The sequence below is a fragment of the Pseudomonas algeriensis genome, assembly GCF_048847255.1.
Lineage (GTDB): Bacteria > Pseudomonadota > Gammaproteobacteria > Pseudomonadales > Pseudomonadaceae > Aquipseudomonas.
Map to the genome: position 1 here is coordinate 178,760 of NZ_JBKKRK010000007.1, position 15,367 is coordinate 194,126.

Consider the following 15,367-nt stretch of genomic DNA (forward strand, 5'->3'; position numbering starts at 1 on the left):
CCCTTGTGGGAGCGAGCTTGCTCGCGATAGCGCCATCAGATTCAGCATGTTCGTTGACTGATACACCGCTATCGCGAGCAAGCTCGCTCCCACATTGGGTCACCTTCCTGCACCTTGCGTGTTCATGCGTAGCTAACTAACTATTTGTTTGACATTTGCTGCCTAGGCAGTAACATCTCGTCATACATTCACTGCCTAGGCAGCAAAAGGTGGTCAGATGAAGCATTTCACCCCCGACGAATTCCACAATTGCCATCTCGGCATGCTGCTCGGCCGTGCCGCGATGCTCAAGGATCGGATCATCGACACGCACATGGAGCCCGTCGGCATCACTGCCGCGCAGTTCAAGGTGTTGATCATCATGGCCCAGCACGGCATCGACACGCCGGTGGAGCTGTGTCGTTACCTGTCGCTGGACAGCGGCTCGATGACACGAATGCTCGACCGCCTGGAGCAGAAGAGCTTCCTGGTTCGCCAACGCTCGGCCCAGGACCGACGGCAGGTCCGCCTGGTGTTGACCGAGGCCGGCCAAGCGCTGGCTGACCGCCTGCCATTCATCGGGGCCGACGCCATGAATCAACTGGCCGGTGCCATCAGCCGCGAGGAGCTGCAAACCCTCGAGAACATCCTCAAGAAAATACTGCTCGCCGCCGGTGATCCCTTCACCGTCCTGCGATTGGGGGAAAAATGAAGCGTCAAACCTTGCGTACCGGCCTGAGCCTGGTGCTATTGGCCATGAGCCTGGCCGGTTGTGCCAGCTACAGTGGCCTGAATACCGAAGGTGTCAGCCTCGAGGCCAAAAGCCTCCAGGCAGGACAATCGCTGAATGGCGTCACGTTGTCGCCGGCCTCGTGGCCCAAAAGCGATTGGTGGAAGAGCCTCGGCGATCCGCAACTCGATAGCCTGATCCGCGAAGCGCTGCGTGACAGCCCTGACATGCAGATCGCCAGCGCCCGTGTTCACCAGGCCAGCGCCGCTGCCTACGCCGCCAATGCCGCGCGTCTGCCGTCCCTGGACGCCAGCGGCAGCGTGAGCCGTTCGCGCCTGGCTCGCGACCAGGACCCGCAAGGGCAGGGCGGCGCCTACAGCACCTTGCGTTCGCTGAGCGTGGATTTCAACTACGACTTCGATTTGTGGGGTGGCCAGCGCGCTGCCTGGGAAGCTGCCCTCGGCCAGGCCCGCGCCGCCGAGATTGACCGCCAGGCCGCACAGCTGACCCTGGCCGCTGACGTGGCCCGGGCCTACAGCGACTTGGGCCAGGCCCATATCATTTATGACCTGGCCAACGAAGATCTCAAGCGCACGCGGCAAATGCTCGACCTGGGCAAGCGCCGTCTCAGCGCCGGGATCGACAGCGAATATCAGTTCCAGCAGACCGAAAGCCTGGAGGCCAGCGCCGATGCGACATTGATCGACGCGGAGAAACGTTTGCAAAGCGCCAAGATCGCCTTGGCGGTGCTGCTGGGCAAAGGGCCGGATCGTGGCAACGAAATCGCCCGGCCCCACGTGTTGCAGGCCAGCGCGGTCGCCTTGCCGTCGAACCTGCCGGCCGAGTTGCTGGGCCGTCGTCCGGACCTGGTCGCCGCGCGGTGGCGGGTGGAGGCGGCTAGCAAGAACATTGAGGCCGGCAAGACGAACTTCTACCCCAACCTCAACCTGAGCGCGGCGGCCGGGGTGCAATCGCTGCTGGGTGACGCGATGTTTGGTTCAGCGAGTCGCTTCTTCAACGTGGCGCCGACGGTGTCGCTGCCGATTTTCGACGGTGGACGTTTGCGGGCGGACCTGGACGCCCGGGACGCCGACTACGACCTGGCGGTGGCGCAATACAACAAGAGCCTGGTCGCGGCACTTGGCGATGTCAGCGACACCATCAATCAGTTGCGTGACATCGGCCGGCAGATCGGCGCCCAGCAGCACGCCGTGGATATCGCACAGAACTCCTATGACACCGTGGTCCAGCGCTACGGCTCCGGCATCGGCAATTACCTGGACGTATTGAGCATCGAGCAGCAGTTGCTCCAGGCCCAGCGCCAACTGGCAACGCTCAATGCCGAGCAGATTGATTTGTCGATCCAACTGATGCAGGCCCTGGGCGGCGGCTTCGACACCCAAACCGTGGCTTCGGCCGCACCGGCCGCCACCGCGCCGGCTCACTGATTCGAGGTATTTGTCATGGCAACTGCCGAAACAACGCAACAAACGCCACAGGACAGCGGCAACCCACGCAAACGCAAGGTCATGCTGCTGGCCCTGGCCGTGATCGTCATTCTCGGTGGCCTGGGCGTCTGGGCCTGGCACGAACTGTATGGGCGCTGGAGCGAAAGCACCGACGATGCCTACGTCAACGGCAACGTCGTGGAAATCACCCCGCAGGTCACCGGGACCGTGATAAGCATCGGCGCCGATGACGGCGACCTGGTGCGCGAAGGCCAGGTGCTGGTGCAGTTCGACCCGAACGATGCCGAAGTTGCGCTGCAAAGTGCCCAGGCCAACCTGGCCCGCACCGTGCGCCAGGTGCGTGGCTTGTACAGCAATGTCGATGGCATGAAGGCGCAAGTCCATGCGCAAGAAGCCGAAGTGCAGAAGGCCCAGGAGAACTACAACCGACGCAAAAACCTGGCGGCGGGCGGGGCGATTTCCCAGGAAGAGCTGTCCCATGCCCGGGATGACCTGACCTCGGCGCAGAACGCCCTGGCCAATGCCCGGCAGCAGCTCAAGACCACCAGCGCCTTGGTGGATGACACCGTGGTGTCGTCCCATCCCGACGTGCAAGCGGCCGCCGCGCAACTGCGCCAGGCGTTCTTGACCAATGCTCGCAGCACCTTGATCGCGCCAGTGACCGGTTACGTCGCCAAACGCACCGTTCAGCTCGGCCAACGGGTGCAACCGGGCACCGCGTTGATGGCCGTGATCCCGCTGGACCAGTTGTGGATCGACGCCAACTTCAAGGAAACCCAACTGCGCGACATGCGCATCGGCCAACCGGTGGACATCGAGACCGATCTGTATGGCAGCGATGTGAAGTACAGCGGCACGGTCGACAGCCTGGGCGCCGGGACCGGCAGCGCATTCGCCTTGCTGCCGGCACAGAACGCCACCGGCAACTGGATCAAGATCGTCCAGCGGGTGCCGGTGCGCATTCATATCAACGCCCAAGAGTTGGCCAAGCATCCGCTGCGGGTGGGGCTGTCGACCCAGGTCGACGTCAACCTGCATGACCAGAGCGGGCCGGTTCTGGCCCAGCAGCCACCGCAAAAAGCCACGTTCAGCACCCAGGTCTACGACCGCCAGCTGGCCGACGCCGACGCGATGATCACGCGCCTGATTCATGAAAACAGCGCGGCGGCGGGCAAGACCGCGCAGCGCTGAAGCAGCGCTATCGGCCTCTGTGGCGAGGGGATAAATCCCCTCGCCACAGGGCGTAATTCCATTCCATCGGTGCGCCAGTGATTCACCACCACCGCTTCATAGGATTCTCGCAATGAGCAATAACGCGTCCTTCACGCCGCCCAGCCTGTTGCTCAGCACCATCGGGTTGTCGCTGGCGACGTTCATGCAGGTGCTCGACACCACCATCGCCAACGTCGCCTTGCCGACCATTTCCGGCAACCTGGGCGTGAGCTCGGAGCAGGGCACTTGGGTGATCACTTCGTTCGCGGTGAGCAACGCCATCGCGCTGCCATTGACCGGCTGGTTGAGCCGGCGGTTTGGCGAGGTGAAGCTGTTTCTGTGGGCAACGATGTTGTTCGTCCTGGCCTCGTTCCTGTGCGGAATCTCGACATCGATGCCTGAGCTGATCGGCTTTCGTGTGCTTCAAGGGCTGGTGGCCGGGCCGTTGTATCCGATGACCCAGACCTTGCTGATCGCCGTGTACCCACCGGCCAGGCGTGGCATGGCCCTGGCGTTGCTGGCGATGGTCACGGTGGTGGCGCCGATCGCCGGGCCGATCCTCGGCGGCTGGATCACCGACAGCTATAGCTGGCCTTGGATTTTCTTCATCAACGTGCCCATCGGCATCTTCGCGGTGATGGTCGTGCGCCAGCAGCTCAAGGCGCGGCCGGTGGTCACCAGCCGCCAGCCGATGGACTATGTCGGCTTGATCACGCTGATCATTGGTGTCGGCGCGTTGCAGGTGATTCTCGACAAGGGCAATGACTTGGATTGGTTCGAGTCGAACTTCATCATCATTGGCGCACTGATTTCGGTGATCGCCCTCGCGGTGTTCGTGATCTGGGAAATGACCGACGGCCACCCGGTGGTCAACCTGCGGCTGTTCGCCTATCGCAACTTTCGCATCGGCACCATTGTGCTGGTGGGCGGTTACGCCGGTTTCTTCGGCATCAACCTGATCCTGCCGCAATGGCTGCAGACCCAGATGGGCTATACGGCCACATGGGCCGGCCTGGCTGTAGCGCCGATCGGTATCCTGCCGGTGTTGATGTCGCCCTTCGTCGGCAAATACGCCCACAAGTTCGACCTGCGCCTGTTGGCCGGGCTGGCCTTCCTGGCGATTGGCCTGAGTTGCTTCATGCGCGCCGGGTTCACCAACGAAGTGGATTTCCAGCACATCGCCCTGGTGCAGTTGTTCATGGGCATCGGCGTGGCGCTGTTTTTCATGCCGACCTTGAGCATCCTCATGTCCGACCTGCCGCCTCACCAGATCGCCGATGGCGCGGGGCTGGCGACGTTTCTGCGGACCCTGGGCGGCAGCTTCGCCGCATCCTTGACCACATGGATCTGGATCCGTCGGGCCGACCAACACCACGCGTACCTGAGCGAAAGCATCAGCACCTTCGAGCCGGCCACGCGCGAGACGATCAACCAGCTCGGCGGGGCGAGCACGCCGGTCTATGCCCAGCTCGACCAGATCCTCACCAGCCAGGCGTACATGCTCTCCACCGTGGATTACTTCACGTTGCTGGGCTGGGCATTCATGGGGTTGATCCTGCTGGTGTGGCTGGCGAAACCGCCGTTCACGGCGAAGGCGGGGCCTGCTTCGGCAGGGCATTGACTGGGTAATGCAGTTTCAATGTGGGAGCGAGCTTGCTCGCGATTGCGGACTCATATCCAACATTTTCGTTGGCTGATGCACCGCTATCGCGAGCAAGCTCGCTCCCACAGGGGATTTATATCGGATCGGGGATTGCGTCGGGTGCCGGCAGTTGTGGCGGCGGGGCAAACCCGAACGGCGCCAACGCAAACCCTTGTTCATCTACCTGCAACGCCCACCCTTGCTTGTCCCAATCCCCCAGCACGATGCGTCTCGCTGCGTGTTCGCCCAGTTGCAGCTTATGGATGGCGGGGCGGTGGGTGTGGCCGTGGACCAGGGTCTTCACACCGTACTGCTGCATGATCAGCGGGATCTCTTCGGGCGTGACGTCGACGATGTCGTTGGCTTTCATCCGCGTCTGCGTGCGGCTTTCGCTGCGCAGTTTGCGCGCCAGTTTCTGGCGGGTGCCCAGTGGCAGGTGGCGCAGGACGAACAACGTGACCGGGTTGCGCAGCCAGCGGCGCAGCTTCATGTAGCCGATATCCCGCGTGCAGAGGCTGTCGCCGTGCATCAGCAATACAGGTTCACCGTTGAACTGCACGACGCTCGGATCCTTGAGCAAGGTGCAGCCAGCCGCTTTGCAGAACGCCTGCCCGAGCATGAAGTCGCGATTGCCGTGCATGAGGAAAATGGCCGTGCCGCTGTCGCTCAATTCGCGCAGGGCCTGGCAGATGGAACGCTGGAACGGCGTCATGGCATCGTCGCCGATCCAGGCTTCGAAAAAGTCGCCCAGGATGTACAACGCTTGCGCCGCACGGGCGCGTGTGGCGAGCAGATCCAGAAACGCCCGGGTGATGTCCGGGCGCTCCTCTTCCAGATGCAAGTCTGAAATCAGCAATATCACTCAATGATCTCGGCTTTCTCGATGATCACGTCTTCTGCCGGGACGTCCTGATGGCCGGCCTTGGAGGTGGTGGACACGCCTTTGATCTTGTCGACCACATCGGTGCCGGCGGTGACTTTACCGAATACCGCATAGCCCCAGCCCTGGACGTTCTTGCCGCTGTGGTTCAGGAAGCTGTTGTCGGCCACGTTGATGAAGAACTGCGCGGAGGCCGAATGCGGCTCCATGGTGCGGGCCATGGCGACGGTGTATTTGTCGTTGGAAAGACCGTTGTCGGCTTCGTTCTGGATGCTTGGGCGCTTGTCTTTCTTTTCCTTCATGCCCGGTTCGAAACCACCGCCCTGGATCATGAAGTTGCCGATGACACGGTGGAAAACGGTGTTTTCGTAGTGGCCGGCCTTGACGTATTCGACGAAGTTGGCAACGGTGATCGGTGCCTTTTCGGCGTTCAGTTCCAGGACGATGTCGCCATGGTTGGTGGTCAGTTTGACTTGGGTCATGATTACTACTCTTCAAGGAATTCGTGGGTTTGGGGGGCGCGGGCGCCCGCAACCGGTCTGGCCGCGATCGCCAGGTTGGGCAGTTTAGCGTGCCATGCACGAATTTCGAGGCTGTTTTTCATCGGGTCATCGATTAAATTCAATCGTTTGCCGGCTCGGCCTGTCAGGTGCTTGACAGCATCGGCTATGATACGGGCTTTGATTTATCAGGCCGCACCCGGCCGCGCACTTGTACGTTCAAGGATCCTATGAGCAAGCCCACTGTCGACCCTACCTCGAATTCCAAGACCGGCCCGGCCGTGCCGGTCAATTTCCTGCGCCCGATCATCCAGGCGGACCTGGATTCGGGTAAGCATACGCAGATCGTCACCCGCTTCCCGCCGGAGCCCAACGGCTACCTGCACATCGGTCACGCCAAATCAATCTGCGTGAACTTCGGCCTCGCCGAGGAGTTCGGTGGCGTCACGCACTTGCGTTTCGATGACACCAACCCGGCCAAGGAAGACCAGGAATACATCGACGCGATCAAGAGCGACGTCAAGTGGCTGGGTTTCGAATGGGCGGGCGAAGTGCGCTATGCCTCGCAATATTTCGACCAGTTGCATGACTGGGCGGTCGAGCTGATCAAGTCCGGCAACGCCTACGTGTGCGACCTGACCCCGGAGCAGGCCAAGGAATACCGTGGCAGCCTGACCGAACCGGGTAAGAACAGCCCGTTCCGCGACCGCAGCGTGGAAGAGAACCTGGACCTGTTCGCCCGCATGCGCGCCGGTGAGTTCCCGGACGGCGCCCGCGTGCTGCGCGCCAAGATCGACATGGCCTCGCCGAACATGAACCTGCGCGACCCGATCATGTACCGCATCCGTCATGCCCATCACCACCAGACGGGCGACAAATGGTGCATCTATCCGAACTATGACTTTACCCACGGCCAGTCGGACGCCATCGAAGGCATCACGCACTCGATCTGCACGCTGGAATTCGAAAGCCACCGTCCGCTGTACGAATGGTTCCTGGAGCACCTGCCGGTGCCGGCCAACCCGCGCCAGTACGAATTCAGCCGCCTGAACCTGAACTACACCATCACCAGCAAGCGCAAGCTCAAGCAACTGGTGGACGAAAAGCACGTCAACGGTTGGGATGACCCACGCATGTCGACGTTGTCGGGCTTCCGCCGTCGTGGCTACACGCCGAAGTCGATCCGCAATTTTTGCGAGATGATCGGCACCAACCGTTCCGACGGCGTGGTGGACTTCGGCATGCTGGAATTCAGCATCCGTGACGACCTCGACCACAGCGCGCCGCGCGCCATGTGCGTGTTGCGTCCGCTGAAAGTCGTCATCACCAACTACCCGGAAGGCCAGGTCGAGAACCTCGAACTGCCGTGCCACCCGAAGGAAGACATGGGCGTACGCGTCCTGCCGTTCGCCCGGGAAATCTACATCGACCGTGAAGACTTCATGGAAGAGCCGCCCAAAGGCTACAAGCGCCTGGAACCTGCCGGCGAAGTGCGCCTGCGTGGCAGCTACGTGATCCGCGCCGACGAGGCCATCAAGGACGCCGACGGCAATATCGTCGAGCTGCGTTGCTCCTATGATCCCGACACCCTGGGCAAGAACCCGGAAGGTCGCAAGGTCAAGGGCGTGATCCACTGGGTGCCGGCCGCCGCGAGCGTCGAGTGCGAAGTGCGCCTGTACGATCGCCTGTTCCGTTCGCCGAACCCGGAGAAGGCCGAAGACAGCGCCAGCTTCCTGGACAACATCAACCCTGACTCCTTGCAAGTACTCACTGGTTGTCGTGCCGAGCCTTCGCTGGGCAACGCACAGCCGGAAGACCGTTTCCAGTTCGAGCGGGAAGGTTACTTCTGCGCGGATATCAAGGACTCGAAACCCGGTGCTCCGGTGTTCAACCGTACCGTGACCTTGCGCGACTCCTGGGGTCAGTGATCAAGTCTTAAGGGAAACCCTGTGCTTACGATCTACAACACGCTCACCAAGAGCAAAGAAGTCTTCAAGCCGCTGGATGGCAACAAGGTGCGCATGTACGTCTGCGGCATGACCGTGTACGACTATTGCCACCTGGGTCACGGCCGCAGCATGGTCGCCTTTGACCTGGTGACCCGCTGGTTGCGTTTCAGCGGCTACGACCTGACCTACGTGCGCAACATCACCGACATCGACGACAAGATCATCAATCGCGCCAACGAGAATGGTGAAGCGTTCGATGCGCTGACCGAGCGCATGATCAAGGCCATGCACGAGGACGAGGCGCGCCTCAATATCCAGAAGCCGGACCTGGAGCCCCGTGCCACCGATCACATCCCGGGCATGCTGGCGATGATCCAGACCTTGATCGACAAGGGCTATGCCTACGCACCGGGAAATGGCGACGTGTACTACCGCGTCGCCAGGTTCATGGGCTACGGCAAACTGTCGCGCAAGAAGATCGAAGATTTGCGCATCGGCGCACGCATCGAGGTCGACGAGTCGAAGGAAGACCCGCTGGACTTCGTGCTGTGGAAAGGCGCCAAGCCGGGCGAGCCGAGCTGGGAGTCGCCGTGGGGCGCCGGGCGTCCGGGCTGGCACATCGAATGCTCGGTTATGTCCACCTGCTGCCTGGGCGAGACTTTCGACATTCATGGCGGCGGCAGCGACCTGGAATTTCCGCACCACGAAAACGAAATCGCCCAGAGTGAAGCGGCCACCGGCAAGACCTACGCCAATGCCTGGATGCATTGCGGCATGATTCGCATCAATGGCGAGAAGATGTCCAAATCCTTGAACAACTTCTTCACCATCCGCGACGTGCTCGATAAGTACCATCCGGAAGTCGTGCGTTACCTGCTAGTGTCGAGCCACTACCGCAGCGCCATCAACTATTCGGAAGATAACCTCAAGGATGCCAAGGGTGCCCTGGAGCGTTTCTACCATGCGTTGAAAGGCCTGCCGAGCGTGCCACCTGCCGGTGGTGAAGCGTTCGTGGCACGGTTTACCGAAGTGATGAACGATGACTTCGGCACGCCGGAAGCGTGCGCGGTGCTGTTCGAGATGGTGCGTGAGATCAACCGCCTGCGCGAGAGCGATCTCGATGCGGCGGCCGGCTTGGCGGCGCGCTTGAAGGAACTGGCCAGCGTTCTGGGTGTGTTGCAGCTCGAAGCCGATGACTTCCTGCAGGCCGGTGCCGAAGGCCGCGTCGACGCTGCCGAGGTCGACGCGCTGATTCAAGCACGGCTCGCGGCGCGGGCCAACAAGGACTGGGCCGAATCCGACCGCATCCGCGACCAGCTCACTGCCATGGGCGTGGTGCTGGAAGACGGGAAGGGCGGGACGACCTGGCGTTTGGCGGACTAACATCTCTTAGAACGCGCAATACCCACTGTGGGAGCGAGCAAGCTCGCGATGGCGAAGTGTCAGACGAAAATTTTGTCGACTGATACATCCCATCGCGAGCAAGCTCGCTCCCACAGTTTTTTGCATTTCAATTGATTCTGACCGATCGCTCGACATCCCTGACGGGAGCCTTCCCATGCTTTTCCGTTGATCTGTCGCGGCCACCCATCTGCTGGCGTTTGCCTTCGAGTTCTGGGCAGTGCTGACCTTCGGCATGGCGCTGCGGCGCTGGCAGGTGGCGCGGATCAGCCACCTGCAAGCGTTGTTGCTGATCGTGATGGTCGTGGCGGCCACGGGCATGACCCGTGGCGTGCGCTTGGGCTGACCGGCGCTAGCGCCTGCTTCATCGCCATTAAAACGAAACGTCTGACAGCCATGGTGTGGGGCATGCCAGTAGTATCGGTTCCGGGTTGATTGGATTTACAAGGCGGGATTGGACAGGGTGCGGCTCGGTCGGCATGCATCTTTAGCCAGCCATTGCGGCGATGCAAACGGGCTGGCTGCGGACTGCGGCAGGGCTCAGGGCGTTTGCGGTTTGTCAGGGGCAGTGAGGCCGGCCTGGATGCGCTGATAAATTTCTTCGCGATGCACCGCAACGTTTTTCGGGGCGTTGATGCCGATCCGGACCTGTTGGCCGCTAACGCCCAGAATGGTGATCGTGATGTCGTCACCAATGTTTATGCTTTCACCGACTTTGCGGGTGAGTATCAGCATGGTGTTCTCCTTGATTGCTTTATAGGGCACCTGATTCAGACAGTGCAGATGTCGGTACTGCTTATAGATTAGTGCTAAGTGTCACAATGTGGGTGCCTCTTTCTGACGTGCAGATGCTGCATTAATTCCCAGGGTGCGACTATACAGAGACGTTGGAGAGGATTCTCGTGTTTTGCGCACTGTTTAGGGCGTTTCCGGCGAAACTGGATGCTAAAATCCTCGCTTCATGTCTTGCGGGGGAATCGTTGTGCGTAAATTGGCTTGGGTAATTGCGGTACTGGCGCTGGCGGGATGTGGGGAAGGGCGCGACGTCGAAGCACCCAAGCCGAAGCCGGCGGCGACCTCCACGCCGGCAGTCGCGGCGCCGCAGTGGGCTGTCGAGGTGCGAGGCCAGACGCCCCAGGCCGTCAGCGACCTGACGGGCTGGCTGATCGAGCACAGCTTCATGTCCAGTGTCGTCAGGGAAAATGGCAAGGATCGGGTCCTAGTCGGGCCGTTGGGTTCCGAGGCTGAAGCTCAGGCGAAACAGGAGCAGATCAATGCTGCGCTGGTACGAGCCAAGAAGCGCAACATCGAGACCTTGGTCGTGGACTTTCCGCCAGCACGATAATCAGACAAAACCAAACCTGTGGGAGCGAGCTTGCTCGCGATAGAGCCATTGCCAGTCAGCGTCAATGTTGCGGGTCCACCGCCGTCGCGAGCTCGCTCCCACAGTTGAGCTGTGCCGTTCGTATAGGCCAGGTCAGCCGCAGGCCTTCAGGTCCACCGGTCCGACGAATTCGTTTCCACGCCCCATCACGCATGCCACGCTCTGGTTGCGCTGGCGCTCCCACGGTTGCACCGGGTAGGTCTTGTCCCAGGCTTCGTACAGGCGCCGGTCCTGTTTGGAGAGCCGCAGGCCATATTGTTTGCTCATGTAAAAATAGGTCCTGGCGATCATCCCGCGGATGGAAGGGCGGGGCATGACTTTTTTGGCCTTGAAGTCCACCTGGGTGAGGCACGAGCCGTATTGGCCCTTCTGCACCGGCAACCAGCCGAAGCTGAAGTTGCTGCGATCGCCATTGACCTCGCCAATGCTGGGCACCAGGTTGTGAAGGTCGGCCTCGGCCCGTTGGTAGACCGGGTCGTAGCGAGTGCAGTTCTTGCGCCCACCTTGTTGCCAGCATTGACGCTGATGGCCGATATGCCAGGCCGGAACGATATGTTCCCACTCGATGCGGGCGGCGCGACTGGCGTTTTTGCGGGGTACATAACCGCAGGCGGCGAGATTCACGCGGTTGCCGGTGTATTTGCAGCCGCAGTAGAACTCGGTGGATTGGGGGGCATAGAGCTTCCAGGCGACTTTCTTGGCTTCGTTGAAGGTACGGGGCGCTCCAGCCTGTGCGCCCATGGCAACGAAGACGAGCAATAAAACCAGACAGCGGAAATTCATTATGCTCAATCTTCCTTCGGCACAACCCAGAAAACCTGCACGCCGCCATCGTCGCGATAGGCGAGGGTGACGTTGTCGTTCTCGTCGATTTCTGCCAGCAGGCGTTCCCATTCCTCCACCGGCTCATCGGGCAGGCGAAAGATCAGAGCGGCCTTGGCATTTTGTGCGGTGGGCGCGTTGATGATCTTCGAGACCCGTAGACCGAGTCGTGTATAGGAATCTAAGGGGGCAGTTGCAGCGGAGGGCATGGCCACAGGATTATCCTTATTAAGCTGTACGTGCATACAGTATTTAACCGTAGGCATTTACGCAACTGCTTAAATTTCAAGAAAATCGTCTGACAGCGCTTTTTTCATTTTGATGTAGGACGAAGGTGATTTTTTACCGGACCTGGTAATGGGCCCGTGGGGCGGACGATGAAAAAAGCGGTGCCCGACCGGGCTCGGTCGGGCGGGGGAAATCAATATTCCCAGAAAATTCGCTGCAACTCCTTGCTGTCCTGGGTCTTGGTCAGGGCAACCATTGCCAGGATACGGGCCTTTTGAGGATTCAAGTCGTGGGCTACGACCCAGTCGTATTTGTCGTCAGGCTGTTCGGCGTTTCGCAGTACGAAACCACCTGCGTTGGCGTGTGACGAACGAATGATCTGCACGCCTTCCTTGCGCAAGGCCTGCAACGAAGGGACGACGCGCGAAGACACCGAACCGTTGCCGGTGCCGGCGTGGATGATCGCCTTGGCGCCGGATTGGGCCAGGGCCTTGTACGCGGTGTCGCTGACGTTGCCGTAGGAGTAGGCAATTTCCACGTCCGGCAGGCTCTTGATGGTCTTGATGTCGAACTCCGAACCGGAGGTGTGGCGCTTGGCCGGCAGGCGGAACCAGTAGGATTTGCCTTCCACCACCATGCCCAGCGGGCCCCACGGGCTTTTGAATGCCTCGGTCTTGATGTTGATCATCTTGCTCACATCACGGCCCGACTGGATTTCATCGTTCATGGTCACCAGTACGCCCTTACCGCGCGCTTCCTTGCTGCTGGCGACCGCCACGGCGTTGTAGAGATTGAGCATGCCATCGGCAGACATTGCGGTGCCGGGCCGCATCGAGCCGACGACAATGATCGGTTTGTCGGTTTTCTCGACAAGATTCAGGAAATAAGCGGTCTCCTCCAGCGTGTCGGTGCCGTGGGTGATGACGATGCCGTCCACATCCTCGCTGTCGGCCAGCTCGGCGACACGGCGTCCCAGTTGCAAAAGGTTTTCGTTGGTGATGCTCTCCGATGCGATCTGCATCACCTGTTCGCCGCGCACGTTGGCCAACCGGCTGAGCTCCGGTACGCCGGCGATCAGTTGTTCGATACCGACCTTGGCTGCCTGGTAGGTGGCGCTGTTGGCGGAGCTCGCGCCGGCGCCGGCGATGGTGCCGCCCGTGGCGAGGATGACGACGTTGGAGAGCTTTTGCTCAACCGGGTTTTCTTTCGCCTGAAGGGCGCTGGGCAGGAGCAGCAAGAGGGCCAAAGCGCCCGGAACAAGAGTCTTTAAGGCAGATGTCATTATTTTTCTCTCTAGTCATGAGGATTCATCTAGATGCTCTGGCAGACCTGAATGCCGAGAGCACTCCTCTCAGAGCACGATCCGTACCACTGCTGCGCAAGCGTGGGTCTCCCTTCTAACGCCTTGAAAATCAAAACGATGTGTATTTAACGAGATGCCCCTTCGGTGGATGCATGGCCGGATTTCCGAACATCATGCTGTTTGCTGTTCGGTTAACCGGAGCAGAACGGTCTGAAGGAAGGTTGGGTTGTGAGGCTAAAGAAAACGCGCCAATGGACGATCTACCTTGTAGGAATTCATTCATGGAGCGAGACATGAGCTTTTCAATCGGCTTTCCAAATGCCGCCGCCGTCACCATCGGCGGTAAATCCGCAGCGACGTTGAATGCCTTGAGCGAGGCAACCGCCGATGCTGCCGACCAAGCCCTTGGCGAAACGCAAGCGCCCGGTAAGGTGCGCGCGAACCTGCATACCGACGCCGAGAGCAAGACCGAAAAAAGCGACAGCACCCAAAGCATCGCCATGAAAGTCCTGCTCAAGCGCATGCAAGAGCTACAGCAGCAACTGCGTGAGCAACAGCAGCAGCTCGCCGCTGCGCAGGCGCGTCCTTATTCCACGCCTGAAGCCAAGACTGCCGCGGTCATGGCCATCCAGGGACAGATCGCCGATACCACCGGTGCGCTGCAGGAAGTCACGGGCAGCTTGATCAAGGAATTGGCGAAGGATTCCAGTTCGGGGACGCTGGTCAACACCACGGCTTGATCCACAATGTTCCGGATAAAATCGGAGCGTTGACAAAACGCCGATGCTTTACCATAGTTCATTCCACGCAAACGTTTGCGCAGTCGTCGTATGACGATTTTTGCTCACAATAATCATAAAATCGGAGTGAACCCATGAAGCTGCCATTCGCTGGTCGCCTGCTCGCCGTTGCCATGCTCGCGACCGCATCCGCTGCGCTGCCTTTCTCCTCGGCGCTCGCCCAGACTCCCGAAAAACCCAAGGTTGCCCTGGTCATGAAATCCCTGGCCAACGAATTCTTCCTGACGATGGAGGATGGCGCCAAGGCTTATCAGAAAGAACACTCCGCCGACTTCGACCTGATCTCCAACGGGATCAAGGATGAAACCGACACCGCCAACCAGATCCGCATCGTCGAGCAAATGATCGTGTCCAAGGTCGACGCGCTGATCATCGCGCCTGCCGATTCCAAGGCCATGGTGCCGGTGATCAAGAAAGCCGTCGATGCCGGCATCACCGTGATCAATATCGACAATCAACTCGATCCAGCGGTGGTCAAGAGCAAGAACATCACCGTGCCTTTCGTAGGCCCTGACAACCGCAAGGGCGCTCGCCTGGTGGGCGAATACCTGGCCAAGGAGCTCAAGGCTGGTGACGAGGTGGGTATCATCGAAGGCGTGTCGACCACCACCAACGCCCAGGCGCGCACCGCGGGCTTCAAGGATGCGATGGAGGCCGCGCAGATCAAGGTCGTTTCCCTGCAATCGGGCGATTGGGAGATCAACAAGGGCAACCAGGTTGCCTCGTCGATGCTCAGCGAATACCCGAACATCAAGGCGCTGCTGGCCGGCAACGACAGCATGGCGGTAGGTGCGGTCTCGGCCGTGCGCGCTGCTGGCAAGGCGGGCAAGGTGCAAGTGGTCGGCTACGACAATATCAACGCCATCAAGCCGATGCTCAAGGACGGCCGTGTCCTGGCCACAGCCGACCAGTTCGCTGCCAAGCAGGCTGTGTTCGGCATCGAGACCGCATTGAAAATGCTCAAGGGCGAAAAAGTCGACAGCGGCGCCAACGGCGTTATCGAAACTCCGGTCGAGCTGGTGACCAAGCAGTAATCCTGGCGACACAACGGCGCTCGCCCGTCCGGGC

General features: G+C 60.4%; 15 protein-coding genes and 1 pseudogene. 10 read left to right on the plus strand and 6 right to left on the minus strand.

All coding sequences use genetic code 11. The features are described from left to right. The first annotated feature begins 217 nt into the window (after positions 1-217). The 4 genes from ACLK1G_RS13145 to ACLK1G_RS13160 all read left to right on the plus strand — a co-directional run bounded on the left by ACLK1G_RS13145 (position 218) and on the right by ACLK1G_RS13160 (position 5,011). A complete protein-coding gene (locus tag ACLK1G_RS13145) occupies positions 218-691 on the plus strand; it encodes a MarR family winged helix-turn-helix transcriptional regulator (protein ID WP_420765814.1) in 474 nt (157 codons plus the stop codon). Continuing rightward, on the plus strand, positions 688-2,157 hold the full coding sequence (locus ACLK1G_RS13150) for an efflux transporter outer membrane subunit (protein ID WP_420765815.1): 1,470 nt from the start codon (positions 688-690) through the stop codon (positions 2,155-2,157). Before ACLK1G_RS13145 ends, ACLK1G_RS13150 begins: the two co-directional genes overlap by 4 nt. A gap of 15 nt (positions 2,158-2,172) precedes the next feature. Next, positions 2,173-3,369: an efflux RND transporter periplasmic adaptor subunit gene (locus ACLK1G_RS13155; RefSeq protein WP_420765816.1), complete on the plus strand. Its 1,197-nt coding sequence runs from the start codon at positions 2,173-2,175 to the stop codon at positions 3,367-3,369. A gap of 112 nt (positions 3,370-3,481) precedes the next feature. Further along, complete coding sequence (locus tag ACLK1G_RS13160; protein ID WP_420765817.1) at positions 3,482-5,011, plus strand: DHA2 family efflux MFS transporter permease subunit; 1,530 nt, start codon at positions 3,482-3,484, stop codon at positions 5,009-5,011. Between the two features lie 115 nt (positions 5,012-5,126). Here ACLK1G_RS13160 and ACLK1G_RS13165 read toward each other — a convergent pair whose 3' ends face one another. Both ACLK1G_RS13165 and ACLK1G_RS13170 read right to left on the minus strand, forming a co-directional pair. Next, the gene (locus ACLK1G_RS13165) at positions 5,127-5,894 is read right to left on the minus strand and encodes a UDP-2,3-diacylglucosamine diphosphatase (protein ID WP_420765818.1); all 768 of its coding nucleotides are present in this window, start codon (positions 5,892-5,894) and stop codon (positions 5,127-5,129) included. Then, positions 5,891-6,394, minus strand: coding sequence for a peptidylprolyl isomerase (locus ACLK1G_RS13170; RefSeq protein ID WP_420765819.1), 504 nt, complete (start codon positions 6,392-6,394; stop codon positions 5,891-5,893). The genes ACLK1G_RS13165 and ACLK1G_RS13170 overlap by 4 nt, the downstream gene beginning before the upstream one ends. A gap of 248 nt (positions 6,395-6,642) precedes the next feature. On the opposite strand from ACLK1G_RS13170, the gene ACLK1G_RS13175 reads away from it, so the two are divergent. The 3 genes and pseudogenes from ACLK1G_RS13175 to ACLK1G_RS13185 all read left to right on the plus strand — a co-directional run. Beyond that, complete coding sequence (locus ACLK1G_RS13175; protein ID WP_420765820.1) at positions 6,643-8,340, plus strand: glutamine--tRNA ligase/YqeY domain fusion protein; 1,698 nt, start codon at positions 6,643-6,645, stop codon at positions 8,338-8,340. Positions 8,341-8,361: 21 nt separating this feature from the next. After that, positions 8,362-9,744: a cysteine--tRNA ligase gene (gene cysS / locus ACLK1G_RS13180; protein WP_420765821.1), complete on the plus strand. Its 1,383-nt coding sequence runs from the start codon at positions 8,362-8,364 to the stop codon at positions 9,742-9,744. 277 nt (positions 9,745-10,021) lie between these two features. Next, positions 10,022-10,108: pseudogene (locus ACLK1G_RS13185) on the plus strand (DUF2214 family protein); the annotation flags it as partial. A gap of 194 nt (positions 10,109-10,302) precedes the next feature. On the opposite strand, the gene csrA reads toward ACLK1G_RS13185, so the two are convergent. Beyond that, positions 10,303-10,497 carry a carbon storage regulator CsrA gene (csrA, locus tag ACLK1G_RS13190; protein WP_003179932.1) on the minus strand — a complete coding sequence of 65 codons (195 nt, stop codon included), beginning with the start codon at positions 10,495-10,497 and terminating at the stop codon, positions 10,303-10,305. Between the two features lie 247 nt (positions 10,498-10,744). On the opposite strand from csrA, the gene ACLK1G_RS13195 reads away from it, so the two are divergent. Further along, a complete protein-coding gene (locus ACLK1G_RS13195; protein ID WP_420765822.1) occupies positions 10,745-11,107 on the plus strand; it encodes an SPOR domain-containing protein in 363 nt (120 codons plus the stop codon). Positions 11,108-11,239: 132 nt separating this feature from the next. Here the strand turns inward: ACLK1G_RS13195 and ACLK1G_RS13200 are convergent, their stop codons facing one another. The 3 genes from ACLK1G_RS13200 to ACLK1G_RS13210 form a co-directional block, all read right to left on the minus strand. Further along, positions 11,240-11,929 carry an endonuclease gene (locus ACLK1G_RS13200; RefSeq protein ID WP_420765823.1) on the minus strand — a complete coding sequence of 230 codons (690 nt, stop codon included), beginning with the start codon at positions 11,927-11,929 and terminating at the stop codon, positions 11,240-11,242. A 5-nt stretch (positions 11,930-11,934) separates the two neighbouring features. Then, complete coding sequence (locus ACLK1G_RS13205; protein ID WP_420765824.1) at positions 11,935-12,234, minus strand: DUF1654 domain-containing protein; 300 nt, start codon at positions 12,232-12,234, stop codon at positions 11,935-11,937. Between the two features lie 155 nt (positions 12,235-12,389). Continuing rightward, positions 12,390-13,478 (minus strand): asparaginase, encoded by a 1,089-nt coding sequence (locus ACLK1G_RS13210; protein ID WP_420765825.1) that lies wholly within the window; start codon positions 13,476-13,478, stop codon positions 12,390-12,392. 314 nt (positions 13,479-13,792) lie between these two features. Here ACLK1G_RS13210 and ACLK1G_RS13215 point away from each other — a divergent pair, with 314 nt between their 5' ends. Next, complete coding sequence (locus ACLK1G_RS13215) at positions 13,793-14,239, plus strand: hypothetical protein (protein WP_420765826.1); 447 nt, start codon at positions 13,793-13,795, stop codon at positions 14,237-14,239. A 134-nt stretch (positions 14,240-14,373) separates the two neighbouring features. After that, on the plus strand, positions 14,374-15,333 hold the full coding sequence (locus ACLK1G_RS13220; RefSeq protein ID WP_420765827.1) for a sugar ABC transporter substrate-binding protein: 960 nt from the start codon (positions 14,374-14,376) through the stop codon (positions 15,331-15,333). The last annotated feature ends 34 nt before the right edge of the window (positions 15,334-15,367 follow it).